This window comes from Brevibacillus formosus (genome assembly GCF_003013405.1).
Taxonomy (GTDB): domain Bacteria; phylum Bacillota; class Bacilli; order Brevibacillales; family Brevibacillaceae; genus Brevibacillus; species Brevibacillus formosus.
In genome coordinates this window covers 88,455-112,189 of sequence record NZ_PXZL01000030.1, presented here as the reverse complement: position 1 = coordinate 112,189, position 23,735 = coordinate 88,455, and the positions used below count along the sequence as shown (strand labels likewise).

The 23,735-nt window shown below is 45.8% G+C and carries 29 protein-coding genes and 2 riboswitches; of the genes, 18 read left to right on the top strand and 11 right to left on the bottom strand.

Annotated features, from left to right (window positions below):
- Positions 1 to 2 precede the first annotated feature (2 nt).
- The gene (locus C7R91_RS23280) at positions 3 to 725 is read left to right on the top strand and encodes a KDGP aldolase (protein WP_047067402.1); all 723 of its coding nucleotides are present in this window, start codon (positions 3 to 5) and stop codon (positions 723 to 725) included.
- A 33-nt stretch (positions 726 to 758) separates the two neighbouring features.
- On the top strand, positions 759 to 1,016 hold the full coding sequence (locus C7R91_RS23275; RefSeq protein WP_047067400.1) for an HPr family phosphocarrier protein: 258 nt from the start codon (positions 759 to 761) through the stop codon (positions 1,014 to 1,016).
- A gap of 92 nt (positions 1,017 to 1,108) precedes the next feature.
- On the opposite strand, the gene C7R91_RS23270 is transcribed toward C7R91_RS23275, so the two are convergent.
- Positions 1,109 to 1,807: a DUF4386 domain-containing protein gene (locus tag C7R91_RS23270; protein WP_047067398.1), complete on the bottom strand. Its 699-nt coding sequence runs from the start codon at positions 1,805 to 1,807 to the stop codon at positions 1,109 to 1,111.
- Between the two features lie 289 nt (positions 1,808 to 2,096).
- On the bottom strand, positions 2,097 to 3,062 hold the full coding sequence (locus C7R91_RS23265; protein ID WP_047067396.1) for a helix-turn-helix transcriptional regulator: 966 nt from the start codon (positions 3,060 to 3,062) through the stop codon (positions 2,097 to 2,099).
- 102 nt (positions 3,063 to 3,164) lie between these two features.
- Here C7R91_RS23265 and C7R91_RS23260 point away from each other — a divergent pair, with 102 nt between their 5' ends.
- A complete protein-coding gene (locus tag C7R91_RS23260) occupies positions 3,165 to 4,145 on the top strand; it encodes a quinone oxidoreductase family protein (RefSeq protein WP_047067394.1) in 981 nt (326 codons plus the stop codon).
- A 178-nt stretch (positions 4,146 to 4,323) separates the two neighbouring features.
- On the opposite strand, the gene C7R91_RS23255 is transcribed toward C7R91_RS23260, so the two are convergent.
- The 3 genes from C7R91_RS23255 to C7R91_RS23240 all read right to left on the bottom strand — a co-directional run bounded on the left by C7R91_RS23255 (position 4,324) and on the right by C7R91_RS23240 (position 6,302).
- Positions 4,324 to 4,668, bottom strand: coding sequence for a YkgJ family cysteine cluster protein (locus C7R91_RS23255; RefSeq protein ID WP_047067392.1), 345 nt, complete (start codon positions 4,666 to 4,668; stop codon positions 4,324 to 4,326).
- A 294-nt stretch (positions 4,669 to 4,962) separates the two neighbouring features.
- The gene (locus tag C7R91_RS23245) at positions 4,963 to 5,454 is read right to left on the bottom strand and encodes a GNAT family N-acetyltransferase (RefSeq protein ID WP_047067390.1); all 492 of its coding nucleotides are present in this window, start codon (positions 5,452 to 5,454) and stop codon (positions 4,963 to 4,965) included.
- Positions 5,455 to 5,627: 173 nt separating this feature from the next.
- Complete coding sequence (locus C7R91_RS23240) at positions 5,628 to 6,302, bottom strand: O-methyltransferase (RefSeq protein ID WP_047067388.1); 675 nt, start codon at positions 6,300 to 6,302, stop codon at positions 5,628 to 5,630.
- Between the two features lie 614 nt (positions 6,303 to 6,916).
- On the opposite strand from C7R91_RS23240, the gene C7R91_RS23235 reads away from it, so the two are divergent.
- Complete coding sequence (locus C7R91_RS23235; protein WP_047067386.1) at positions 6,917 to 7,369, top strand: YhcN/YlaJ family sporulation lipoprotein; 453 nt, start codon at positions 6,917 to 6,919, stop codon at positions 7,367 to 7,369.
- Between the two features lie 134 nt (positions 7,370 to 7,503).
- Here the strand turns inward: C7R91_RS23235 and C7R91_RS23230 are convergent, their stop codons facing one another.
- Complete coding sequence (locus tag C7R91_RS23230) at positions 7,504 to 7,740, bottom strand: hypothetical protein (RefSeq protein WP_047067384.1); 237 nt, start codon at positions 7,738 to 7,740, stop codon at positions 7,504 to 7,506.
- Between the two features lie 179 nt (positions 7,741 to 7,919).
- On the opposite strand from C7R91_RS23230, the gene C7R91_RS23225 reads away from it, so the two are divergent.
- Both C7R91_RS23225 and C7R91_RS23220 read left to right on the top strand, forming a co-directional pair.
- A complete protein-coding gene (locus C7R91_RS23225; RefSeq protein ID WP_047067382.1) occupies positions 7,920 to 8,894 on the top strand; it encodes a bile acid:sodium symporter family protein in 975 nt (324 codons plus the stop codon).
- Between the two features lie 228 nt (positions 8,895 to 9,122).
- Positions 9,123 to 9,374, top strand: coding sequence for a YolD-like family protein (locus tag C7R91_RS23220; protein ID WP_047067380.1), 252 nt, complete (start codon positions 9,123 to 9,125; stop codon positions 9,372 to 9,374).
- A 217-nt stretch (positions 9,375 to 9,591) separates the two neighbouring features.
- Here the strand turns inward: C7R91_RS23220 and C7R91_RS23215 are convergent, their stop codons facing one another.
- The gene (locus C7R91_RS23215; RefSeq protein ID WP_047067379.1) at positions 9,592 to 9,825 is read right to left on the bottom strand and encodes a hypothetical protein; all 234 of its coding nucleotides are present in this window, start codon (positions 9,823 to 9,825) and stop codon (positions 9,592 to 9,594) included.
- A 182-nt stretch (positions 9,826 to 10,007) separates the two neighbouring features.
- Between C7R91_RS23215 and C7R91_RS23210 the strand changes: the two genes are divergently transcribed.
- On the top strand, positions 10,008 to 10,556 hold the full coding sequence (locus C7R91_RS23210; RefSeq protein WP_047067377.1) for a GNAT family N-acetyltransferase: 549 nt from the start codon (positions 10,008 to 10,010) through the stop codon (positions 10,554 to 10,556).
- A gap of 90 nt (positions 10,557 to 10,646) precedes the next feature.
- Here the strand turns inward: C7R91_RS23210 and C7R91_RS23205 are convergent, their stop codons facing one another.
- On the bottom strand, positions 10,647 to 10,832 hold the full coding sequence (locus C7R91_RS23205; RefSeq protein WP_083994995.1) for a hypothetical protein: 186 nt from the start codon (positions 10,830 to 10,832) through the stop codon (positions 10,647 to 10,649).
- A 72-nt stretch (positions 10,833 to 10,904) separates the two neighbouring features.
- Complete coding sequence (locus tag C7R91_RS23200; RefSeq protein ID WP_047067375.1) at positions 10,905 to 11,912, bottom strand: glycerophosphodiester phosphodiesterase family protein; 1,008 nt, start codon at positions 11,910 to 11,912, stop codon at positions 10,905 to 10,907.
- 165 nt (positions 11,913 to 12,077) lie between these two features.
- Between C7R91_RS23200 and C7R91_RS23195 the strand changes: the two genes are divergently transcribed.
- Positions 12,078 to 12,323, top strand: coding sequence for a hypothetical protein (locus C7R91_RS23195; protein ID WP_047067373.1), 246 nt, complete (start codon positions 12,078 to 12,080; stop codon positions 12,321 to 12,323).
- Between the two features lie 18 nt (positions 12,324 to 12,341).
- Positions 12,342 to 12,692 (top strand): DUF952 domain-containing protein, encoded by a 351-nt coding sequence (locus tag C7R91_RS23190; protein ID WP_047067371.1) that lies wholly within the window; start codon positions 12,342 to 12,344, stop codon positions 12,690 to 12,692.
- A 3-nt stretch (positions 12,693 to 12,695) separates the two neighbouring features.
- On the opposite strand, the gene C7R91_RS23185 is transcribed toward C7R91_RS23190, so the two are convergent.
- A complete protein-coding gene (locus C7R91_RS23185; protein WP_047067370.1) occupies positions 12,696 to 12,911 on the bottom strand; it encodes a hypothetical protein in 216 nt (71 codons plus the stop codon).
- 124 nt (positions 12,912 to 13,035) lie between these two features.
- On the opposite strand from C7R91_RS23185, the gene tlp reads away from it, so the two are divergent.
- The 4 genes from tlp (at position 13,036) to C7R91_RS23165 (ending at position 15,409) form a co-directional block, all read left to right on the top strand.
- Positions 13,036 to 13,254 (top strand): small acid-soluble spore protein Tlp, encoded by a 219-nt coding sequence (tlp, locus tag C7R91_RS23180; RefSeq protein ID WP_047067368.1) that lies wholly within the window; start codon positions 13,036 to 13,038, stop codon positions 13,252 to 13,254.
- A 139-nt stretch (positions 13,255 to 13,393) separates the two neighbouring features.
- Positions 13,394 to 14,506, top strand: a complete 1,113-nt coding sequence (mnmA, locus tag C7R91_RS23175) for a tRNA 2-thiouridine(34) synthase MnmA (protein ID WP_047067366.1) — start codon at positions 13,394 to 13,396, stop codon at positions 14,504 to 14,506.
- A gap of 21 nt (positions 14,507 to 14,527) precedes the next feature.
- Entirely contained in the window at positions 14,528 to 14,857 is a 330-nt protein-coding gene (locus C7R91_RS23170; RefSeq protein ID WP_047067364.1) for a hypothetical protein, read from the top strand.
- Positions 14,858 to 14,896: 39 nt separating this feature from the next.
- Positions 14,897 to 15,409 carry an ACT domain-containing protein gene (locus tag C7R91_RS23165; RefSeq protein WP_047067363.1) on the top strand — a complete coding sequence of 171 codons (513 nt, stop codon included), beginning with the start codon at positions 14,897 to 14,899 and terminating at the stop codon, positions 15,407 to 15,409.
- Positions 15,410 to 15,440: 31 nt separating this feature from the next.
- Here C7R91_RS23165 and C7R91_RS23160 read toward each other — a convergent pair whose 3' ends face one another.
- Complete coding sequence (locus tag C7R91_RS23160; protein WP_047067362.1) at positions 15,441 to 16,262, bottom strand: alpha/beta hydrolase; 822 nt, start codon at positions 16,260 to 16,262, stop codon at positions 15,441 to 15,443.
- A gap of 170 nt (positions 16,263 to 16,432) precedes the next feature.
- A riboswitch (cobalamin riboswitch) is annotated at positions 16,433 to 16,632 on the top strand.
- A 161-nt stretch (positions 16,633 to 16,793) separates the two neighbouring features.
- Here C7R91_RS23160 and nrdI point away from each other — a divergent pair.
- From nrdI to C7R91_RS23135, 5 genes are all read left to right on the top strand, one after another.
- Positions 16,794 to 17,153: a class Ib ribonucleoside-diphosphate reductase assembly flavoprotein NrdI gene (nrdI, locus tag C7R91_RS23155; protein WP_047067359.1), complete on the top strand. Its 360-nt coding sequence runs from the start codon at positions 16,794 to 16,796 to the stop codon at positions 17,151 to 17,153.
- Entirely contained in the window at positions 17,140 to 19,224 is a 2,085-nt protein-coding gene (gene nrdE, locus C7R91_RS23150) for a class 1b ribonucleoside-diphosphate reductase subunit alpha (RefSeq protein WP_047067357.1), read from the top strand. Before nrdI ends, nrdE begins: the two co-directional genes overlap by 14 nt.
- 55 nt (positions 19,225 to 19,279) lie before the next feature.
- Positions 19,280 to 20,230, top strand: coding sequence for a class 1b ribonucleoside-diphosphate reductase subunit beta (nrdF, locus tag C7R91_RS23145; protein ID WP_047067356.1), 951 nt, complete (start codon positions 19,280 to 19,282; stop codon positions 20,228 to 20,230).
- An 86-nt stretch (positions 20,231 to 20,316) separates the two neighbouring features.
- Positions 20,317 to 20,515: riboswitch (cobalamin riboswitch) on the top strand.
- A 146-nt stretch (positions 20,516 to 20,661) separates the two neighbouring features.
- The gene (gene metE / locus C7R91_RS23140) at positions 20,662 to 22,944 is read left to right on the top strand and encodes a 5-methyltetrahydropteroyltriglutamate--homocysteine S-methyltransferase (protein WP_047067354.1); all 2,283 of its coding nucleotides are present in this window, start codon (positions 20,662 to 20,664) and stop codon (positions 22,942 to 22,944) included.
- A gap of 14 nt (positions 22,945 to 22,958) precedes the next feature.
- A complete protein-coding gene (locus C7R91_RS23135) occupies positions 22,959 to 23,453 on the top strand; it encodes an acyl-CoA thioesterase (RefSeq protein WP_047067352.1) in 495 nt (164 codons plus the stop codon).
- Positions 23,454 to 23,735: the final 282 nt, after the last annotated feature.

The following is a 23,735-nucleotide window of genomic DNA, read 5'->3' as shown; positions in this document are numbered from 1 at the left end:
AAGTGGGCACACCGAAAATTCGTTTAAACGTTTTGGCAAGGGATGTAGAAAACGCAAAACAAATATGCTCCGTGGCTGATGGCCGCGCTCTGATCGGGATCTTGGTCAAAGGATTTGCGTCCGTAGAAGCAGCAATAGCTGCTGTTGAACAATACCAGCAAGCAGGTGTACCAGTGTCCGTAGGGCTGGGCGCAGGTGATCCTACACAATGGAAAAAGGTCGCTGAAGTTGCGGTGCAGACACAACCGGATCACGTCAATCAGGTATTTCCGGCAGCAGGCTACACGCTCGGCGGGCTTCAAGCAGTTGGCAACACACATACCATCGTGAATGCATTGGTCGCCCCCGGTGGACAATCAGGAAAGGTTCAAGTCACCACGGGACCCATGAGCAACAAAGTGTCTGAATTGCTCTCTTGCGATGCAGCCGCCGCGATGCTGGCGGAGATTGGCGTACATTCGGTCAAGTTTTATCCAGTAGACGGGCTGGAAAGGCTGAATGAAATCAAGGCGATGGCAGAAGCAGCCGTACGTTACGGGATTCCCGTTTTTGAACCGACTGGCGGGATTGATGCAGCTTCGATTCGTCCGATTGTGGAGGTATGTCTCGAAGCAGGTGCAAGACAGGTCATTCCGCACATTTATACATCCATCGTCGACAGGGAAACGGGATTGACTCGTTTGGATCAGGTAGAAGAACTGCTGACGGCTATAGAAGGCCTGTAGCTATATTACAAGAAAGGGATAGGAGTGAATCAGATGAGAGAGAGACAGGTCATCGTCCAGCTGGCACAGGGATTACACGCGCGTCCGGCTTCTTTGTTTGTGAAAGTGGCCGCTTCCTTTTCCAGTGAAATCGAATTGAACAAGGATGAGAAGAAGGTGAATGCCAAGAGTATTATCGGCGTCATGTCCCTTGCTGTATCGAAAGGACAATCGGTCGTCTTGACTGCGGATGGTGCCGATGCGGAGCAGGCACTGGATGCGTTGGAGCGCGTTTTGGCAAGCGTGGAATAAAGGGATGCGTGTAAAAGAAAAGGGATGTCTCAAGTGAAAGCTTTGAGATATCCCTTTCTCCATTGTTTCGCTCTATAGCTAAAACATGCATTTTAATTGGTTACAGAATCTTGTATCGTTGGATTGAAACCTCTAATGATTATATATACAGCCAAAACCAATTGTTGGAAGGCTATTGGAATGTTCAAAACCATATAGGTTGTATCCAGACCGATGAAGCGAATCATAAATAACAAGCTTGCCAATATGGACAATGTAGACCCGATAAGACCCCAGACTGACAACCAGCGTGGAACTAATTTTGTTTGGTAAAATATGTAGTTGAACAAGAACATAGCCAAAACGAATGCCAGTGTCGTTGCGACATGGTTTACCAAATCACGTCCTTCCCGCAACAATCCACCCAGGGTCTGAAAATACGATACATGCAAAGTGCCAACTTTTACAAATTCGTGGCTTACTGTCAAAAGCAAGAGAAGAATGATTACACCAAGAATAATGAACACACCTGCAATGATGCCAAAAGCAACAGAACCAAGAGCGAAGCCTTTGTTATGCTTACTTAAAATCGGATACAGCAAGATTGGAATACCAACGTATGCAACAATCATCAACAATTGGAAAAATGCTCCGATTAGTACCTGGTTCTCATTTGGAGAAGCCATGACAAGATAGTCTGCTCCATCTACTACAGGTACAACACTACATATACCTGTAATCAATCCGGCAATTAATAACACCCCAGTCATTATCGCAGACCTTCTACCTGCATTTGTACTCTTCCTCAACATAATTTGCCTCCTTCTTATACACTGCCGTTGGCGGATGAAGGAATGCTGCCTCCTTCGGCATTTTTTATCGCGTATCAAGTGTAGAGGGTGAAGCTAAGTATAGTTTAACGAAGCATTCTATAACATTATTATTCAGTTTAGATCCATGATTTGCTACATTCGTACGGTGAGTCTGAAACTGATTATCGATTAAATTCCATTATTGAATATCTAATGGTTCTTTTGCTTATTTACCATAAACAAGTCCAAATGCTTTTCTTTTATTTCCGTCTAATTAGAACATCACTATTTATAGCTTGTCAGTCTGATTCGTTACTGTGTAATGCTGTAAAAGTTTTTGGGATAGTTTGATTATACGTTCCACGATCATCTCTGGCTCTATTACTTTAGCTTCAGTACCTAACCGGAAAAAGTACTGGGAGACGAATTCGATTTCCTTGTGATCAATAACCGTGTCTATATAACCTAAATCCTCATTCTGCATGACGATATATGGTTCCAGCCAAGGCTGGCTTCGGCACTGACGAAGTCCTTCTCTGGATAGCTCAACATAAAGCCGTACAGATGTAGCTGGCTCTAGTTCGGTATGGCTAAGCAGCCACTCCTGAAGTGAGATCGTCGGAACAAAAATCCGCTCTAACTTGTTGAGTGTTACAATTCGGTCCGTACGAAACAGTTTCACCTCGTTGGTATCCATATTGAAGGCAGGCATATACCAAAAGCCATCATAGGCGTAGACGCCAATCGGAGCCACTTCTCTCAAAGAAGTACCGTCTTTTGAGATATATTTGATTTGAACGACTTGTTGCTCGGTGGCCGCTTCCACGATCTCTTTCAGATATTTAGACGGGATGCTTCTCTTCTGGTTCCAAAATGAAAAAACCTCTTCGAGGCGATCGATCTTCTTTCTCGTATCTATGGGCAGGCTTGTATAAAGCTTCTTCGATACCGAGTTGATGTCAATCTCAAAGGGCAGCGATGAGTAATATTTCAGTGATTGAAATGCAAAGAAGATGGAAAATGCTTCGTTCTCGTTAAAGAGAATGGGGGGTAATATCCGATTATCCAATACGCGATAACCACCGCTGCGGCCAGGTTCTGTATAGAGCGGAACGCCCATCTCACTTAATTCAGTCAGATACCGATGAGCCGTCCGTACAGAAACATTAAATTCATGAGCCACATCTTGGGCCGTGAAACGGCGACTGGCATTCACATACATAATAAGGTCGAACAGCAACTTGGCTTTGGACATCACTGATACGCTCCTTCTTTATTAACCATGACAACTATTGACATGTTATTATGATAGATTCATTTTATGCAAGATAACATGGGTTGATTTGAGGAGGTAATCATGAAAAAGGTTCCAGATAAGATGAAGGCTGTAGTGCTGAACAGATTTGGGGGGCCCGAAGAATTGCGGCTGCAGGAGGTCGATATGCCTAAAATTGGTTCGGAGGACGTGTTGATTCGATTAGCATATGCCGGTGTGGGAGAATGGGACGCATTCGAACGACAAGGCGGATACGCGGAAATGCTGGGTATGAATCCGCAATTTCCTTATATTCTCGGTTCCGAAGGATCAGGCACGGTTGTTGCACGAGGGGAGAAAGTTTCAAATGTTGACTTGGGAGATATGGTCTATGCACCTGGGTTTCTGAATCCCAAAGGCGGCTTCTATGCAGAGTACGCAGCTGTTGAATCCCAATATGTGTCGCGTATTCCGGAGGGATTAACCAGGCAGGAAGCAGCGGTCATATCCGGGGTCGGGATTACCGCTTTACGCGGACTTGAAGATATATTGCAACTTCAACAAGCAGAGTCTGTCATGATTTTCGGAGCAAGCGGAGGAGTAGGTCATATGGCGGTCCAGCTCGCGAAAAGCCTGGGAGCCCGTGTATTTGCGATTGCTTCAGGTGAAGACGGTGTAGCGATGGTAAAGAAGCTTGGTTGCGATGCGGTCGTAAATGGAAAAGGGGGGGATATCATTTCGATGGCAATGAAATTTGCCCCAGATGGATTCGACGCGGCTCTGTTCACTGCAGCAGGAGAGGCCGCAAATCATGCATTAGGCTGTATCCGTGCAGGAGGACGCGTCGCATATCCTTATGGGATACGCCCTGAATTACGGATATCCTCAGGAATCAAATTAGAAGGATATAACGGCGAACCGGATCCTGAAATCATTGGCAGACTTCATAGGTACATTACCCGCGATCGACTATCCGTTCATGTCAGCCATTTATTTGCTCTAGAAGATGCCTCTAAAGCTCATGCTACAATCAACAGCCATTACTTGGGGAAAATCTGCCTGAAACTAACGGTAGCTGAATAAAGATAACGAAGGAAGCTGTCCATCCATCATACAAAAGCCGTCCAATCGCATTACTTAGATTGGACGGCCCTAAAACGCGCATTTTGTTGCCCAAACAATCAATAATTTGCTGGTCGATCTCGCCCGTCTCATAATTTCTATAATGAGGGCAACACAGGCACCCCTTGTATGGTTCTATTTAAAAATGCTTCCAAGTAAAATCAATACTCAAATACCCAATCGGTTTCTCCTTGAAGGTCAGCGGTTCCTTCGTCGCCAATTCCGGTTTGCGAAAACAGACAAGGTCTTTGTGATATCCAAAACCGCGACACACTTCCGGTCGAACGCTATGAATGCCACACTGATCTTTTTGCATGTCATAGAAGATACAAGTTCCAAACAGTCTCGGTTGATTTTTGAGATTATCACGGAGTTTTGTTGGAAGCGCTTTCAACTTTTTGGATATCATTTTAAATTCCTTCTCTGTTATGGGAACAGGTCCACAGCACAATCCTTTACAGCCTTGGCAAGGCAATGTTTTCATATCATCTACAACCTTTCGTCATGTGATGTTTGCTAGAAAGAACAAAAAAGATGATCCTCGTTGATTCCGGAGATCATCTTTAGAACTGCTGCATTCAATTGTGTGGGTTATTCAAAAATTCGGTAAGAAGTGAATACTGTCCTTATATTATAACACATGTAGGAAGATTTTGACGAATGCTTACGAAAGAATGGCTTGTTTATTTCGTCAAAACATACAACCACTCACCGTTGCAGTCCTCGTCGTCCCCAAATAGGCCACCTAAGACACGTTCAAACGTAAGCGCTCCTGACCTCATGTGTGTTTGATCAGAATGAGCTCTTCCACTTCTTCGCCTCGTACTTCCGAAAATGCCCGATCGACACCGAACGGCTGAAAACCGTTTTTTTCTAAAACACGAATGGATGCGATGTTGTCATGAGCGACACGCGCATAGACAGGACGTATTCGGAGTTCCTCTAAAAAGAGAGAAAGTGCATTTGTCGCGATTCCTTTGCCCCAAAAGCTTTTGTCAATCCAGTATCCAATCGTAGGCAAGCCAAACAGCTCAAAGCACAAAACATTACCGACAATCTGCCCATTCCTGACAATGGCTCTTTTCACAATCGAATCATTGTTCAAAATCATTGTCCAACGAGCGGTGAAACCGTCTATATCTTCAGGGTCCTTAACAGTAAAGGCTGCCATCTCATGAGCAGATTTGTCCAATTGCTGAGTGAAAAATATAGGAAGATCTGCCTCTATAACTTTACGTAAATCAAGGGACCGATCACGCAATGGCTCCAAGGAAAAGCACCTCCGAAAAACATCAGCTATTCTCTCTTCACCAACACTTTGATAATCATCGATAGTACCGTGAGAACCAAAATGACATTAGCGATGAGCATAAAGCTAGGTAAACAAAGCCTAAACAAGATGTACACACTCCTACTCGTTACAACCTTTGAAAATGAAAAGGACTAATTCTCCCCGGTGACAAGCATGATCGCAAAACCATCATAGCCCTTGCTGCCAACTGTCTGTACAACAGTTCCACTGACACGTTGCTCTTTAGCTACCATCTCGGTGAATTGACGTACACCGACAATATTGGGATCTGTGCTTGTTTCGTCCACGACTTGACCACTTCGTACAACATTATCCGTAATAATCACAGTACCTTTGCGAGAGAGCTTTAATGCCCATTGAAAATAGTCGGGGTTCCCTTTTTTATCTGCATCGATAAAAATAAAATCAAAAGGACCCTGATTTTCTTTGTGCAGTTGGATGAGAGAATCAAGGGCGAGTCCGACCTTCACTTCTACGATCTGATCCAGTCCTGCGCGGGTAATGTTCGATTGTGCAACTTCTGCATGCTTCGGATCATATTCGAGAGTAATGAGACGACCGTCTGCAGGAAGTGCGCGGGCTAGCCAGATGGTACTGTATCCACCGAGAGTGCCAATTTCCAAGATCGAACGAGCTCCTTGGATCCGTGCTAACAGATGAAGGAATTTACCTTGATTGGGTGCTACATCAATAGCTGGAAGACCCGCAGCTGCGTTCTCTTGAAGAACTGTGTCTAGAACGGAATCGGCTTCCAGTAATTTATCCGTAAAATAGTGATCGACCGCTGTCCATTGCTCTCTATTCATGATCTCAACTCCCTCAAGATTTTACAGGGATATCATAACACGACTAGCAACTTCTGGCTGGCTTTTTTATAACAATTAACACTTTTCAGCGGAGGGTTTCTATGGTCGATCAACCTTTATAGGTAAGATTTTCACTTGTTACCATTATTTTCGCATAGCGTGAACGTTGAATTTTCATGATAATAGAAAAGTAATCCAAGCTAGCTAGTATAATCCAACCTTGGGGATTCTATTCCACGCGTCCGACTAAATGATGCAGTCTAAGTCGGCGCCATTTTTTTATTCCATCTATAGGTAAATGTACCTATTATTACTCGTTGTCAACAGAAAACAAGTCCTATATGATTATATCATTCACGTATGACATACGCGTACTACCCCGTACGCCCCAACCACTTTTTGTTGGTTGGGATTTTTTTTGTTCCGCTTCATATCCAGTTATCTCCTATCGCGTTTCGATGTGATTTTTAATATCCTTGTAAATAGGACTCGCAATGTTCTTGGGGTCCGCGGTGACTCAAATTATGCAGAGGAGTCACCGCTTTTTTTTTACATACTTCCTCCGTTCAAGGTCAAGCTAGTAACAGATGATTTTGGTCAGGAGGTGTTTTAACGTGCGGGCAACTTTTGTGGTGCTAACACTGGCTTTTGCTTTGACCGTAACGGGATGTACGAAGCAATCTGGTACCGAAACGAAGCAAAAAGCGGAAGCGGAGCCGTTGTGCATGCCTGTACCCGTCAGACATTATCAATGGGAAGAGCGAGCGAGGTCGATTACAGCTAGCGTGAAGGGCATAGATAAAATCGTGGCTGTGCAAATCGATAAAGAGCTTGATGTAGCTATTCAAGTAACGAATTTTAATCGGTTCAAGCTGGAATCGATTCAAAAAGAAGTCGGAAAGAAATTAAAAGAGGCCTTCCCAGACGCCAATATTCACGTGACAGCTGACAAGCGATTGTTAAAAGATTTGCAAAGGCTGAGTGAAGAACAGTGGCCAACCGATGTAAAAGAGGCATGCCAGAAGAAGAAATCCTTAAAAGAAATTGAAAAGAAAATGAAGGGCTAGCCGATCTCCCAAACCTCACACACTACATAGGTAGAGTGAGGTTCTTGTTGTCCTTTTTAACCGAATAGCGAAAATGAAAAGAAAATTCCGTAATTACAACGAAGAAGAACTCCCTGACCGGGAGTCTATATAGGCTAGTGATGATCATGATCGTAATGATGCGCGCGCTCTCGATCTCGATGGAGGTCAATGCCGCGTAATTCACCCTTGGCTTTTTCCACGAGGACTTGATAATCTCTTACTACTTCCGTCAAGGTCGTAACAGATTCCTTATAGTCGGGATCATTACAGATTCCATCTATCGCTCGATGGAGGTGATACATCTTATCTTCGGTTTTTCGGATAAATTCTACCCAATCCATTCCGTTCATAAAATACCTCCTTTCCGTCATAGGCTTTGCTCCCATGCGCGAAAGTATGCAAGGTGAAATTAAGAATAAATGATACGTATGCAATCTAATAATGAACTTTGGTCTTGTAACAATAATCTGTTCATGATAACATACCTCACATCAATAGCATCAAAGGACGAGACTTGAGGTGTATTTAAATGAACGGGTTAGCCAAACTGAATCGATCGCTTGAGAAAATCATGCCCATACTAACGCCGACCAGTGTTGCTATTGGCGTAATAGCCGGGACACATTTGCAGCCGTTTGCTTTTTTGTCTCCTTGGGTGTTTGCCTTCATGACATTTACCGGCAGTTTGGGTTCAGGATTTAAAGAATTTGCTAAGGTACTGACCAGACCGCTGCCATTAATCGTCAATTTGATGATTCTTCATGCACTTATGCCGCTTGTCGCTTGGTCAATGGCTCGGTTGTTTTATCCAGATGATATCCATGTCATCACGGGCTTTTTGTTGGCGGCCTTAATTCCTACAGGGATCACGAGCTTTTTGTGGTCATCGATTTATTTTGGGAACATCGCACTGACGCTATCTATTATTTTGTTGGATACGATGCTCTCTCCGTTGATTGTTCCATTGGGGATGTCCTTGTTTTTAGGGGCAACAGTCGAGATGGATTTGGCTGAACTGATGAAAGGTTTATTTTATATGATCGTGCTGCCGTCGCTTGTCGGTATGCTGCTCAATCATTTGTCAAAAGGGAACGTCAAAAAAACGCTGGCACCAAAATTAGCGCCATTTTCTAAGCTGGGAATGGGTGTTGTCGTAGCAATCAACAGCTCGATGGTCTCGTCTTACTTTCATATGATGGACGCGAAACTGGTGGGGATGGCGGTCCTCGTACTTGTAGTAGCTATTTTAGGTTATTTGATGGGGTGGGGGATCGCAAGGCTGTTCGGATGGGAGCGTGATGTGATCGTCACGTTAACCTTCAACAGTGGCATGCGAAACATTAGTGCAGGGGCAGTTATGGCGATCACGTACTTCCCAGCGCCTGTTGCTCTTCCCGTTGTTCTCGGTATGCTTTTTCAACAAATACTGGCGTCTACCTTCGGGAAATTTTTGGAGCTGGTCGAGAAAAGACCGCAGCATCAAGCGCAGGAACTATCAAGCTAAAAGCAAAAGCCGTTTTCCAAAACCAATGGGAAAACGGCTTTTTTCTTACAGATTCTTATGCGCGACTTGGCAGAACGAATCTTTCATAGGCTGTCATGCGGTTCAACTAAAGAAATCGGAAAAAAGAGTTGCGAACTTATGTTCGTATTCACTATAATGTAATTACAATTTCCCACACAGGATGAGTATCTGGATAACAAATGTTCGTAAGTAGGCGGGTGGAAAAGCGTGGCTAACAGCAATCTTGAAGTAACGAACGAAGAAAGAGAGGCATTTATGTATATGCTGCGAGATTCGGCAAGAGAGAATTATCCCTTGAATGTGAGCTGGTGTGTGTCTTTTGAGGGGGAGCGGGGGAATACGTGCAGCATGTGGGGTGTGGTCAAATGGGTAGACCCGAAGGCGAGACGTGTTCAATTAGCAAACCAAACGGGTAGCCAATGGATCGAGATGGAGAAGATTATTAATGTACAAGCATAGGTGTGTGTATAGAAACCTTACATGAAAGCCATTCATCGTAAGGCTTCTTTTCTTTTTTGCACAAAGAAGGAAGTGTAATTGTCATAAAACCTGACATAAAAACACAGAAAATTCGAAAGTTTGATTGACGTTCGCTTTTATTGTGTTAGAATATATTACATAGCATGCATTCTCTCCACTTCCTATTTTGACCCAATCATTGGGTCCTTTTTTTTGCCTATGTACCATTCTTCGGATATGGCTTCCCATCTGCTTGAAATAACTTGCTCACCATTCCATAAAGACGACCTGACATGTTAGGAAAAACGAAGGAGTATTCATTCGCTCCTTGATTCAGCAAGACGATCGGTGCTTCCACGGTGTAGGGGATTTTCATTAGATCGAGCATCTTCTTATATTCCTCTACCTTGGAATGGTCGACCGTATAATAAAATGATTTGGAAAAATTCATGAGAGCACGCTCCTTTTCCTTATTGTAGCATATCCATTGTTTGCCGTATAAATGAACATAATAAATGTTATGTAAACAAAATGTGATCTCCTTTCTCCTCAGGAAGAGAGAAGTGTAGATTCACAAAGACTTCTACCTATGATAAAATAAAGGACCGAAATTTTACCAATAGGAGAAAAATGATGATAATCAGCCAACAACTACTTTCTGTGAATGGGTTATCCTACACGATTCGCTCTGCAATACAAACAGATGCACAGCAGTTGTCGGACCTGCGACTGCAAATCGATGGGGAGACTGAAAATTTGGACAGAGAAAGAGGAGAGGCTTTCATCGATGTGCAAGGATTCGAACACATCATCAATACGGATGCAGAAAGTCCAAGAAACTTGTTTTTAGTAGCTGTTGTGCAGGAGCAGATTGTCGGGTTTTCCAGATGTGCAGGCGTGTACTTAAACAGATTTGCACACAAAGTAGAGTTTGGTGTATGTGTATCACAAGAGTTCTGGGGTTATGGCATTGGTAAGAATCTCTTACAAGAATCGGTTGCCTGGGCAGACGCCAACCACATTACCAAAATGACGTTGAATGTGATGGAAACGAATGAGAAGGCAATTGAGCTGTACAAACGGTTTGGCTTTGAAATCGAAGGGGTACTCAAAAACGACAAAGTTCTTTCCGATGGCAATTACTATAACACCATTATTATGGGAAGATTCAAAAATCACTAGATCGTTTCGTAGAAATCATGTCTCATTAAATGAAAAAACTCCGCAATCGTTAGCGGAGTTTTGCTGTCTGATCATTGGTTAAACAGTTGTTTAGCTGCTGAAGAAGCTACGGCTGGAGTGCTTTCTTTTATAATGAGAGCTGCCGTAATGCGAATGTCCGTACCGATTGCTAGAGCTGTACTTTCTGCGATGTTTGTAATCGCTGCTGCTGTATTTTCGGTACTTGTGCGAAGATGAGTGATTACCGAGTAAATTTTTCAAAAGCTTCTTGAGCATATCAATCACTCCTAGTTAGGTTGGAAGTCTATTCCGTATAAGTATATACGAATATGTTGGAGAACCGTTTCATTATTTTTCTGCGTTTTCGTGAAAAGCCGGACCAATCAGATCGATCCGGTTCGTCCATATTCCTCCTGTAAAGCTTTCTGGCACTCGTTTTAAATCAGTCGGAACATCAAAGCCTTGCGACACATCTCCACTGCCTGCGACCAGGATCACGCGGGTGTCTTTTGCTTCCATTCTTGCCATGAAACGATTCGGCCAACCCCAGAGCCATGGGGCAATTTGATCGGGAATGTGCAATTGGGTTTGTGCACAGGCTTCCGGTACATATCCGGACCAACCTGCTGCGATGTACGGAATCAGGCAACTTTTCATTGTCGCCATAGACATCACACGCAGCTGGGGCAGTTGTTGCTTCAATGTCTGGATTGGCTCGTCACCGCCATAAACAGAGAGCTGTGCCAGTCGTTTTGCAGGCAATCTTGCCAAAACATCCGCTAACGCTTTCCCTTCTAGTGGGTCATTGCTTTTGATATGGATAAGCAGTGAGCGATCAGGGAATGTTTGTAGCACGTCATCGAGAGAGGGCATCATGCCAATCCCTTTTCCACGGAAGGGGAAGGTTTTCCCTTCATCCGCTGTATAATGGTAGCCAATGTCGAGCTGTTGTAATTCGGCCAAGGTATAATCTCTCGTGACACCGGTGCCATTTGTCCGACAGTCAAGCGTCCAGTCATGAAACACAGCAAATCGATTGTCTTTGGTCCATTGTACATCCAACTCGACAACGTCCGCGCCTGCATCAAAAGCAGCCTGCATGGACGGAAGCGTATTTTCCAGGTACGGATGCTCCGGTGGATAAATCCGTTCCGCCGTACAAGTTTCATTGGTGATGTTTTCCATATGGAAGGTTTGAGCCATCCCGCGGTGAGCGAGTAAGAAGGGCTCGCCTTCAGGCTCCTTTGCAAGATACGAGCTGTTGCCCAGAAACAGAAAAGCAATGAAAAGAAGGGGAAGCCAGACGCGTTTTCGCCGGAACCATTTCTTTCGTGGTTGATTTCGTTGTTTTGACATGATGGAATACCGCCCCTTCATTAAAATGCTCTGTTCATTGTAGCAAAACGCAAGGGAGGAGGGTACATCCTTTGGGAGTAGGGCTAGGGGCTTGGCATCATTCGAAAAGACTGGCACAATAGACGAAAGATAAGATGTATCCCATGAAGAGCAAGGGGAGGTTCCATGAAAATAGCTTTACACCAAATCGCTTATCAGATCGGCATGCACCCAACCGAGATGGCGAAGCTTGTCTACGATGGTGAAATTACGGGAGAGGTACCTGACCGCAATCCGCAAGCAAAGGATGCCTGGGTGGATTTGCACTCTCTGCGTAACTTCATTCAATGGCGACATGATCAGGGGCGGATGGACCAAATGTTCTATGATAAAGCTATGCGTCACCTGAACAAAGCAATGCCAAAAAAATAAATAATGCGGAGGAGAAACATGAAAGACTCTATCATTTACTGCATGGTCCCGAAAACATACTGGGAAAAGTGGATGGACAAGGATCACTACTTACCGCGCGATTACGAGCAGGAAGGCTTTATTCACGCGACTAAAGGGGACGAGCTGCTTGAAAAGGTAGCAAACCGCGTCTACGCACAGTTTGACGAGGAGTTGTATGTACTCGTTGTCGATGAAGCGAAAACGACTTCGGAAGTCAAATACGAGGCTGCGAAGGATGGATTGCTGTATCCGCACATCTATGGACCGCTGAATCAAGATGCAATCGTGGATATGAAGCAAATGAATCGGATAGACGGCCAGTGGCGTCTGGGAACGTCCATCCGCTAATCTCTACCAGTTAAACCATTTGAGTAGCGCAAGCACTTCTTGACGCTTGGCCTCAGGTAGCTTGTCAAGTCTGCGCAAGAGAAGATCGATTCGCATGCGCTGTTCCACTTCGGATTCAGGTGCCTTATGCCCCTTTACCCATTGTCGTTTCAGGCGGACAGGATCGATATCAGAGATGATCCGAAGCAGCTTTCTTTCCAACAAATCTAAGGAAGCCATAGGTGAAACCCTCTTTTTCGTTTTATCCGTTTCTTCTATTATAACACGGGTACATAAAGAAACCATGATTGGCGCACAATGGTAAAGGCGTAGAATATAACCCTTTGTAGGAGGCGTATCGATTATGGCGAAGCCGGATGACCGTTCTGACAACGCAGAAAAGCTCCAACAGATGATTTCCAATACGGAAGAGAACATTCGTGAGTCCGAAGATTATCTGACGGCTCATGCTGGAGAGATTTCTGCAGAGGAAAAAGCAACCCTCGAAGCGAAAAATGAGCGTCGTGAAGAAAGCATCGAGGGATATCGTGCTGAAATCAAGGATGAATCTTCGCAGGCATAACCTTGCTACCAAACGTCTGGCGCCAACTTTGCGTCAGGCGTTTTTTCATTCCCTCGGGCAAAAGTGCAACAAAACATGATTTGTTTTGCGAAACATGGTAATCTGTAAGGGTACAAATTGAATAAGAGGAGAAAGACTTATGAAGCGACCAGAAGATACACGCGTCGTTGTCGGCATGTCCGGCGGAGTCGACTCCTCCGTGACGGCTTACCTGCTTAAGCAACAGGGATATGACGTCATCGGCATCTTCATGAAAAACTGGGATGATACCGATGAATTCGGCCACTGCACGGCGGAAGAAGACTTCCAGGATGTCCGGCGCGTCTGTGAACAGATCGGCATTCCATATTACACGGTAAACTTTGAAAAAGAATACATGGACAAGGTATTCCAGTATTTTTTGGATGAATATAAACGGGGACGTACACCGAATCCGGATGTCATGTGCAACCGTGAAATCAAGTTCGGTGAGCTTCTCGCCAAGGTGATGGATCTGGGGGCGGATTATATTGCTACCGGCCATTACGCGCAGGTCAAGTACATCGATGGCGAGTACAAGCTGATTCGTGGTGCTGACAACAACAAGGACCAGACTTACTTCTTGAATGTATTGGGCCAAGAACAGCTATCCAAGACGATGTTCCCCATCGGTCATCTTCCAAAACCTCAAGTAAGGGAGATCGCAGAAAAAGCGGGACTCTATACAGCGAAAAAGAAGGACAGTACAGGGATCTGCTTTATTGGAGAGCGCAATTTCCGTGAGTTCCTGCAAAACTATTTGCCTGCCAAACCAGGAAATATCGAGACCGTAGATGGAGCAGTCATCGGTACGCACGACGGACTGATGTACTATACACTGGGTCAACGACAAGGCTTAGGGATAGGTGGAGGTCATGGCACAAGCGGACAGCCTTGGTTTGTTGTAGACAAGGATCTGGAACGGAATGTCCTGATCGTTGGCGAAGGCTCTGATCATATCCGTCTGTATTCGAAGAGTCTCCTGGCGACCAACGTTAGCTGGGTGAGTGATAAGAAACCATCCGAAACGTTTACTTGTACAGCCAAATTCCGTTATCGCCAGCCAGATCAGGGAGTAACTGTTCACCTGCTGGAGGATGGCAACGTAGAAGTTGTATTTGATCAGCCGCAAAAAGCAGTGACACCTGGTCAGGCTGTTGTTTTCTACGATGGAGAAGTATGCTTGGGTGGAGGTACGATTGACAAGGTACGCTTAGTCGATAAAGAGAACTAAGATAGACGGGGGAAGCACTCGGTGGATGCTACGAAAAAATCAAAAGTGATTATCGTTTCGTTTTTGGCGGGGGCGGTTCTCTTGGCGATCATCTCTTATTTCGGGATGGCCTCCATGGGTAAAGAGCATATGGCGACGATCCAAAACGTCATCGAGGAGAACCGTGGGGTGGTAAACGCGGATGGAGTGACAGCGGTTCCGCTGGAGGAAAGTCCTTTTCCCAACGGCGGAAAAGGCAATACCATCTACCGAATCTACTATACAAAAGATGGGCAAACGTTGACGGCTTGGTATCGTGCTGATAACGAATCCTCCATCAAGAAAGAGCCGGAAGCATGGATTCTGCCCTAAAAACAAGGATAAACCTGACTGGGAGAGTGAAGGCATCACATGACCCAATATGCTGGACTGCGTGAGCTGGCTGAACTGATTCGAAGACTCGAGCCAGAGTTAGCGGGTGCACAATTAAGTATTCTTGCTCATGAAAATAAAGAGGAAATCGCAACAATGCTAGTGGAAGGACTCGGGACGAAGGTTCCTGTCCAACACAGCTCCGGCGAATATGCGAATCATTTGGCGATTTTGCGTGTAGGAGCGAACAAGTACACCTTTGCGCAAGACTGGAGAGAAGTGTACATCAGTGAAGTAAATTACTGCGCGTGTCGCATACCTCCAGGGGCCCATGGATTGTTGGTTCATCATATCGATTATCCAGGCGTGATTTATGATGTCTCACGAAAACTGGCCGAGTATCAAATCAATGTTTCCAAGTTGAATGTATCGCGCGAGCAAAAAGGGAAGAATGCCCTGCTTATCTCTGTGACTGATGAAGAGATTACACCGACGATTGTATCCGCCATCGAAGAGCTGCCCCAAATCACCAAAGTGTTATCTCTCCAGTAAACGAATCATGATAAACAAAAACTGCCCGTTTTTAGCGGGCAGTTTTTTTCGTAGCGAATTTGAGTCCTTGGCTAATTAAGACTGGCAAAACGGACGAATGATTTTCGTCAGCAAATTCTTTAAAGGAAGCTTTGATTTGACCGTTGCCCATGGAGGACAATCGTTCGACCAGCGCCAGAGATTTTTCTTTGACCAAGAATCGCCCATCGCTTTCCAGCTCCCCAATGGTGAGGAGCGCATGGACGTCGAGGTCATCTGTCAGCAGCTTCGGCAATTGACTCTCTTTCGCAAGCAGGACACTCTCATTCCAATGTATCGAGGGACTGCCAGCTATATAACGTTGAAAAGCATGTGGTTTGGTCAAAAGTACATGCAAAACAAACAACCCGCCTAGCGAATGTCCAAAAATCGCTTGCTGCGTCCGATCGACGGGGAAGTAGTTTTCGATGCTGGGCTTGAGCTCCTCTTCCAAAAAGGTGAGGAACTGCTCCGCTCCTCCCATCTGAGGCCACTCTGCACCTTTTGGATTGCCAGGAAGCTCTGAGACGGGAACTTCATACGTGTAATCAAAGAAACGGGCAGGATGGTACGGTCCGTCCGTTGGATACCCAATCCCGACGACGATAGCAGGATACACGCCAGTTCGTTCAGGGCCACGTGATTGTATCCGTATCGCTTCGGTCATGGTTGCAAAAACAGAGTTGCCATCTAGCAAATATATGACCGGAAAGCCTGATTCCGGTGGGGGATCGGCAGGTATACTTACGAAAATGTGATAGTCTCGTTCTTGATAAGTTATGATTTTACTGTAAGAACGAGGAATGACGACAGGTTGATCGTCGGTGCTTTTCATGACGGCTATTCTCCAATCTCTCCAAGGCTAACCAACACGCACAAAATCTATTATATGAACGGGAACCAGAGATTGGCAATAGCCGAAAAAGGAGAATAGTTAGTTTTCGAAAAGAGCCCATACTGAGCTTGACTCCTACGATATATTGAAGTAAAGTAAGTTTTACCAACTACATATTGATGCGGTAAGGTGTTTACCAGCCAGATTTGGTAGACTTAATAGGGAAGTCGGTGAGAATCCGACGCGGTCCCGCCACTGTAATGAGAGAGTTCCATTTACGAAAGAATGCCACTGATCATGAAGGATCGGGAAGGTGTAAATGGAGCGATGATCCAAAAGCCAGGAGACCTGCCTAACCGCTTGCACTGTTTAACCTACGGGAGATAGGGAAGTGTTCGAGCGCTCAATTCGCATTGGCGAATTGCTAGATGGAGGTCATCACGCGCATTCGGCATGTAAACGTCGGATGCGCTTTTACTTTGGCTAAACAACATACATACAGAGTAAAAATAGTAGGATAGGATGAGGGACATGCTAATCGCTTACGATTCAAAAACAGGAAACGTCCGAAGATTCGTCAATAAAATTAATTTGCCACATGTGGAAATTGATCAAGATATGGTGTTGGACGAGCCATTCATTTTGATCACATACACGACAGGATTCGGACAAGTGCCGGAGAAGGTGGCGACGTTCCTGAAGCGAAATCATGTCCATCTGCGCGGAGTATCCGCTAGCGGCAACCGCAACTGGGGAGCCAGCTTTGCCAAAAGCGCGGATACGATCGCTAGCCAATATGGCGTTCCGGTAATTTCAAAATTTGAACTGTCCGGTACCGGCCGGGATGTGGAACAATTTACGAGTGGGGTGGCAGCAATTGCGGCATATTGAATTGAACAACGAACTGATGCAGCGTGGCAACGACGGATTTTATCAACTGGAAAAGGATCGGGAAGCGGTTGCGGTCTTCATGGAAGAAGTCCAGTCCAATACGATGACTTTTGGCAGTGTCAAAGAACGCATGGACTATTTGATCGAGAATGACTTCTATGAAAACGTCTATGAAACATACACTGTTGAACAGGTCGATGAAGTTTTCCGCTTGGCCTATGACGCTGATTTTCAATTTGCTTCGTACATGGCTATCTCCAAATTTTATAAGGATTACGCTTTGAAAACGAACGATAAATCGATGTACCTAGAGCAGTATCCAGACCGGGTGGCCGTGGTGGCACTGTCTCTTGGACAAGGTGACTTTGAGCTCGCCAAGCGTTTAACGGTTTCCATGATGGATCAACGCTTGCAGCCGGCGACACCTACCTTCCTGAACGCAGGCAAAAGCCGCCGTGGAGAAATGGTCTCCTGTTTCTTGCTCGAAATGGATGATTCACTGAACTCCATCAACTTTATTTTGGGAACGTGTATGCAGCTATCCAAAATTGGTGGCGGTGTAGCTGTGAACCTGTCCAAGCTTCGCGGAAGAGGAGAGCCGATCAAGGGCGTCGAGGGCGCAGCAAAAGGTGTCATGCCAGTTCTCAAGCTGCTGGAAGATGCGTTTTCTTACGCAGATCAAATGGGGCAACGCAAGGGCTCAGGTGCAGCGTATTACAACATCTTCGGCTGGGATATCAACGAGTTTCTCGATTGCAAAAAGATCAATGCAGATGAAAAAGCACGCATCAAAACGTTGTCCATCGGCCTGATTGTACCAAACGTTTTCTACAAGCTGGCTGAGGAAAACAAGCCATTGACTGTGTTTGCTCCATACTCCGTGTACAAAGAATACGGCGTGCATCTGGATGATATGGACCTTGATGAGATGTACGAGGAGCTATTGGCAAACGATCGCATCAAGAAAAAGACCGTGATGAGCGCACGCGAGATGCTGACCAAAATCGCGATGATCCAAATGGAATCGGGCTATCCGTACATCATGAACAAAACGAATGCGAACAACAACCATGCACTGAAAGATCTCGGTTCGGTGAAAATGTCCAACCTGTGTACGGAAATCTTCCAGCTACAGGAGACTTCCACGATTACCAATTACGGCGAGATGGACATCATTCGTCGCGATATTAGCTGCAATTTGGCATCACTCAATATTGTCAACGTGATGGAACGCAAAATGATCCGTGAATCCGTCCATGAAGGAATCGAAGCCATTACAGCCGTGAGTGACATGACGCGTGTAGAAAACGCTCCAGGCGTTCAAAAGGCAAACCGCGAGCTGCACTCAGTAGGGCTCGGTGCGATGAACCTGAACGGTTATCTGGCAAAGAACAAGATCGCTTACGAGAGTGAAGAAGCGAAGGATTTCGCTCGTACGTTTTTCATGATGATGAACTTCTACTCCTTGGAAAAAAGCATGGAAATTGCCAAAGAAACAGGAAAGACCTTCTTGGGCTTTGAACAATCGGAATATGCAAAGGGCACTTATTTTAACAAGTACGTGACGAACGATTACAGCCCGCGGACAGAAAAAGCAAAGCGTCTCTTCGAAGGGATGCACATTCCGACGCCAGAGGATTGGGCAAAACTACAGGAAAAGGTGCAAAAGCATGGCGTTTACCATGCGTACCGTTTGGCAATTGCACCGACACAGAGCATTTCCTATATTCAGAATGCGACTTCTAGCGTGATGCCAATCGTTGAGCATATCGAAACGAGAACGTATGCCAACTCTACGACGTATTACCCGATGCCATACTTGTCGCAGGAAAACTATTTTTACTACAAATCGGCGTATGTAATCGATCAATTCAAAGTGATTGATCTGATTGCCGAAATTCAAGAGCACATTGACCAAGGAATTTCGACCGTGCTGCACGTGAACAGCAATATTTCAACCAGAGAACTGGCTCGCTATTACATTTACGCAGCGAAAAAAGGTCTGAAGTCACTCTACTATACGCGTACGAAGCATTTAACTGTAGAAGAGTGCATTAGCTGCGCAGTTTAGTGAACTCGATTCATATAAGGAAAAGCATCAAGCAAAAAGAGAAGAGGAACGCCATATGAAAGCAGTCAATTGGAACAGGCCGGACGACGATTTTACGATGACGTTTTGGAATCAAAACATCATGCAGTTCTGGACGGATGATGAGATTCCGCTGTCAGATGACAAGATGGCCTGGATGGAGCTTAGTGAGACCGAACGGGATACGTATAAAAAAGTATTGGGCGGTCTTACCTTGCTGGATACGGTTCAGGGTGGAGTAGGGATGCCGAAGATCATGGAGCATGTCGATGGATTGCAAAGAAAAGCAGTTCTCGCCTTCATGGGTATGATGGAGCAAATCCATGCCAAATCGTACAGCAGTATTTTTACAACGCTGGCATCGACAGAAGAGATTGACGGTATTTTTTCGTGGGTAGAAAACAATCCACATCTGCAAAAGAAAGCGGCCCTCATCTCGAAGCGCTATCAAGAAATTGAGAAACCGAAAGACTTGTACATGGCGATGGTAGCGTCCGTCTTCCTGGAAAGCTATCTGTTTTACAGCGGCTTCTTTTATCCGCTCTATTTGGCGGGTCAAGGAAAGATGACAAGCAGCGGGGAAATTATCGACCTGATTGTTCGCGACGAGAGTATCCATGGACTCTATGTCGGCGTTCTCGCACAAGAAGTCTATCAGGGTCTAAGTGTTGTCGAGCAGACCGCAGCAAAAGAGGAGCTATATGCCCTTTTGCATGAGCTGCAAGAAAATGAAGAGGCCTATACGACTACGTTGTATACGGAAATCGGATTGGCTGACGAGGTTCATGCCTACGTGCGCTACAATGCGAACAAGGCATTGATGAATCTGGGGCTGGACCCGCTATTCCCAGAGGAAGAAGTGAACCCGATCGTACTGAACGGTATTCGTACGCAGACGAAGCAGCATGACTTCTTCTCGAAAAAAGGAAATGGCTATGTCCGCACACTGAACGTAGAGCCGTTGACCGACGATGATTTTAGATTTTAATATGACAAAAAATGGATTCTGTGTTACTGTATGAACAGTATGCTGCCCTGCTCGTTTATTGGGGCACTTCACAGAACCATGACAATTTCATAGGAGTGGGAACAGGTTCTTTGGTCATCAAGATCGACCAAGGATGAAAAGGGAAGTCGGTGAGAATCCGACACGGTCCCGCCACTGTATGAGGGGAGTCGGCACATTTATTAGCCACTGATCCAAACGGATTGGGAAGGCATGTGCAGATGATGATCCCAAAGTCAGGAGACCTGCCTGTTTCGACGACACTGCTTAACCTACGGGAGATAGGGAGGTGTTAGGATGCTGTGATCTCAGTGCTTATTTGGCATTTCTAACGTTCTTTTTGATCGTTGGAGATGCCTTTTTTTATTGGGCGGATTCAAGTCAAGATCGGATGAAGAATGGAGAGGAAGCTCATGAAAAGCAGCAATTTGGGATATCCACGGATCGGGAAGAACCGCGAGTGGAAAAAGGCATTGGAAGCATTTTGGGCTGGCACCATCGATGAGGCAAGCCTGGTCCAGCAAATGGAGCAAATCCGTCACCAAAACCTGTTGCGTCAGCAGGAAAAAGGGGTCGAGCTGATCCCAGTGGGTGACTTTACGTACTATGATCACATGCTGGATATGGCTGTGATGTTTGGAATGGTCCCCAAGCGTTATGAGTACGAAGGGGGCCCGGTATCATTAGCCACATACTTCGCCATGGCTCGGGGTTCGAAGGAAGCTGTCGCCGGCGAAATGACGAAATGGTTTAACACGAACTACCATTATATCGTCCCGGAATTCGGTGAACGACAACCAGCCATAACCGAGAACAAGCCTCTCCAGGCATACTTGGAGGCCAAAGAAAAGTTCGGCATCATTGGTAAGCCTGTTATGGTAGGCCCATATACGTTTGTCAAATTGTCCAAAGGATATGAGAAAAACGAATTTGAGAACATCGTGGATCAACTTGTTCCGCTCTACATAGAAGTTCTCCGGGAGTTGGAGCTGCACGGCGTGGAATGGGTGCAAATCGATGAGCCTGCATTTGTACTGGATGTCTCGGAACATGATCGCGCCATCATCAAACGTATCTATGCGCAAATCGGTCAAGCGCTACCGCATCTACAGTGCATGCTGCAAACCTATTTTGAAGCGGTGGATTGGTACGAGGAGCTGGTTTCCTTACCGGTAAAGGGAATCGGTCTTGATTTTGTACACGGAGAGAAGCGCAATCTGGCCAATCTGAAAAGACACGGGTTTTCAGCAGATAAGATTCTCGCAGCGGGAATCATCGACGGTCGAAACATATGGCGTGCGTCCATTGAGGAGAAATGGGAGCTGGTCAAAGAAATTTCCGAGATCGTTCCACTCGAAAAGCTGTGGCTGCAGCCGTCCAGCAGTTTGTTGCACGTACCTGTAACGGTTGAAGCAGAGATCGACTTGCCAGAGGAAGTCATGCCTGCATTGGCGTTTTCCGACGAAAAGTTGGAGGAAGTACAGCTCTTAGTCCAAGGATTCCGATATGGTAAGTATGTCATTTCGAAAGAGATCGCCCAAAATGAAGCGGATTTACTCAAGCTGGCACTATCTCCAGCGAGGAATCGTCAAGAAGTGAAGAATGCTTTACGTCAAATCGCTGCTGCAAAATCTGAAAGAAGTGTTCCTTATCTCGAACGTCGAGAGATTCAACAAAATACGTGGAAGTTGCCACTGTTGCCAACTACCACAATCGGAAGCTTCCCGCAGACGGCAGAGGTTCGCCAAGCCCGACAACAGTTTAAAAAAGGGAACTGGACAGTGGAGCAATACGATGCTTTCATTCAGGCGCAAATCAAGGAATGGATCGAGATACAAGAAGAGCTCGGTCTGGATGTCCTCGTCCATGGCGAGTTTGAGCGAACAGATATGGTTGAATATTTTGGCGAAAAGCTCGATGGCTTTTTGTTCACGAAAAACGGCTGGGTGCAGTCGTATGGCTCGCGCTGCGTGAAGCCACCTATTATTTACGGAGATGTGGAGTTTGTGGCACCGATGACGGTCAAGGAAAGTGTGTATGCAAAATCATTGACCGCCCAACCAATGAAGGGCATGTTAACGGGTCCAGCAACCATTCTGAATTGGTCGTTTTCCCGAGTCGATATCTCGAGGCAAGAAGTGTGCGAACAAATCGCCTTGGCATTGCGAAAAGAAGTAGAAGCCTTGGAAGAAGCGGGGATTCTCATGATTCAAGTCGATGAACCAGCACTGCGCGAAGGGCTTCCGCTCAAAAAAGAAGAGCAGGCCGCTTATCTCGAATGGGCAGTCAGAGCGTTTCGTCTAGCGACCTCCACCGTTGCGCCGAGCACCCAGATTCATACGCATATGTGCTATTGCGAATTCCATGATTTCATGGATGTCATCAGCGAACTCGATGCCGATGTGATTTCGATTGAAACTTCACGCAGTCACGGAGAGCTCGTGTCTGTGTTCGAAACAGGTACGTATGACAAAGGCATCGGGCTCGGCGTATACGATATCCATAGCCCTCGCGTTCCTGCTGTCTCAGAAATGGAAGATATGGTAGCACGAGGTGTACAAGTACTTCCACCGGATCAATTTTGGATCAACCCGGATTGCGGGCTGAAGACGAGAGGAAGAGAAGAAACCGTTCAGTCATTACGAAACATGGTTGCGGCAACGAAGGCGATTCGGAGTCGTTTGACAGCCCAGTAAGGAAGGTGCACACGATGAGAGGAGCCACACAAATGATGACAGAAGCGCGACCGATCCAACAATCGAGAACCTTTTTGACTGATCTCGTCTTGCCACCGGATACCAATCATCACCATACCATTTTCGGCGGGAAAGTCATGGCGTATGTAGACAAGATCGCCTGCATCGCAGCTATGCGACATTGCCGTAAGCCTGTTGTCACTGCGTCCAGCGACTCCTTCGATTTTCTTGCGCCAATCAAGACAGGGGAAGCGATTAACCTAGAGGCATATGTCACCTGGACTCATAAGACATCGATGGAAGTATTCGTGAGAGTGGAGTCGGAGAACTTGTTGACGGGGGAAAAACGCATGACAGCACGCGCGTATCTCACGATGATCGCCCTCGACGATCAAGGAAAGCCGACGAGCGTACCTGGTGTCATTCCTGATACAGAAGAAGAGCGCATACAGTATGAAAAAGCGAAGGAACGTCATGTATTGAGAAGGAAGCGGAAGGTAGAGATGTAAGGAGAACACCCTGCTACAGAGAAGCCTCCGGTAAACTTGCTTGCGACAGGTTACCGGAGGCTTCCTTATTTTATTCGCATACATACCCATTTTCAAAAATTCATCCCTCGCCGTAGCCTTTATCCGTCCAAAGGTACGCGGTGAGCCAGTGTACAAAAGGAGACAAAAGGAGACAAAACGAGACAGGTGTCCACTTTTGTTCCCCGCAAAAAGTAAAGCGGTTACAAAAAACGGCAATGTGACCTGCTTCGGAGGTTGGCATACTTTTTGCGATATCCATTG

Bases quoted from the DNA above. Each gene is read 5' to 3' on its own strand.
- C7R91_RS23275 (WP_047067400.1), top strand. From the start codon at position 759: ATGAGAGAGAGACAGGTCATCGTCCAGCTGGCACAGGGATTACACGCG.
- C7R91_RS23270 (WP_047067398.1), bottom strand. From the start codon at position 1,807: ATGTTGAGGAAGAGTACAAATGCAGGTAGAAGGTCTGCGATAATGACT.
- C7R91_RS23265 (WP_047067396.1), bottom strand. From the start codon at position 3,062: ATGTCCAAAGCCAAGTTGCTGTTCGACCTTATTATGTATGTGAATGCC.
- C7R91_RS23260 (WP_047067394.1), top strand. From the start codon at position 3,165: ATGAAAAAGGTTCCAGATAAGATGAAGGCTGTAGTGCTGAACAGATTT.
- C7R91_RS23255 (WP_047067392.1), bottom strand. From the start codon at position 4,668: ATGAAAACATTGCCTTGCCAAGGCTGTAAAGGATTGTGCTGTGGACCT.
- C7R91_RS23240 (WP_047067388.1), bottom strand. From the start codon at position 6,302: ATGAATAGAGAGCAATGGACAGCGGTCGATCACTATTTTACGGATAAA.
- C7R91_RS23230 (WP_047067384.1), bottom strand. From the start codon at position 7,740: ATGAACGGAATGGATTGGGTAGAATTTATCCGAAAAACCGAAGATAAG.
- C7R91_RS23225 (WP_047067382.1), top strand. From the start codon at position 7,920: ATGAACGGGTTAGCCAAACTGAATCGATCGCTTGAGAAAATCATGCCC.
- C7R91_RS23215 (WP_047067379.1), bottom strand. From the start codon at position 9,825: ATGAATTTTTCCAAATCATTTTATTATACGGTCGACCATTCCAAGGTA.
- C7R91_RS23210 (WP_047067377.1), top strand. From the start codon at position 10,008: ATGATAATCAGCCAACAACTACTTTCTGTGAATGGGTTATCCTACACG.
- C7R91_RS23205 (WP_083994995.1), bottom strand. From the start codon at position 10,832: ATGCTCAAGAAGCTTTTGAAAAATTTACTCGGTAATCACTCATCTTCG.
- C7R91_RS23200 (WP_047067375.1), bottom strand. From the start codon at position 11,912: ATGTCAAAACAACGAAATCAACCACGAAAGAAATGGTTCCGGCGAAAA.
- C7R91_RS23195 (WP_047067373.1), top strand. From the start codon at position 12,078: ATGAAAATAGCTTTACACCAAATCGCTTATCAGATCGGCATGCACCCA.
- C7R91_RS23190 (WP_047067371.1), top strand. From the start codon at position 12,342: ATGAAAGACTCTATCATTTACTGCATGGTCCCGAAAACATACTGGGAA.
- C7R91_RS23185 (WP_047067370.1), bottom strand. From the start codon at position 12,911: ATGGCTTCCTTAGATTTGTTGGAAAGAAAGCTGCTTCGGATCATCTCT.
- tlp (WP_047067368.1), top strand. From the start codon at position 13,036: ATGGCGAAGCCGGATGACCGTTCTGACAACGCAGAAAAGCTCCAACAG.
- mnmA (WP_047067366.1), top strand. From the start codon at position 13,394: ATGAAGCGACCAGAAGATACACGCGTCGTTGTCGGCATGTCCGGCGGA.
- C7R91_RS23165 (WP_047067363.1), top strand. From the start codon at position 14,897: ATGACCCAATATGCTGGACTGCGTGAGCTGGCTGAACTGATTCGAAGA.
- C7R91_RS23160 (WP_047067362.1), bottom strand. From the start codon at position 16,262: ATGAAAAGCACCGACGATCAACCTGTCGTCATTCCTCGTTCTTACAGT.
- nrdI (WP_047067359.1), top strand. From the start codon at position 16,794: ATGCTAATCGCTTACGATTCAAAAACAGGAAACGTCCGAAGATTCGTC.
- nrdF (WP_047067356.1), top strand. From the start codon at position 19,280: ATGAAAGCAGTCAATTGGAACAGGCCGGACGACGATTTTACGATGACG.
- metE (WP_047067354.1), top strand. From the start codon at position 20,662: ATGAAAAGCAGCAATTTGGGATATCCACGGATCGGGAAGAACCGCGAG.
- C7R91_RS23135 (WP_047067352.1), top strand. From the start codon at position 22,959: ATGAGAGGAGCCACACAAATGATGACAGAAGCGCGACCGATCCAACAA.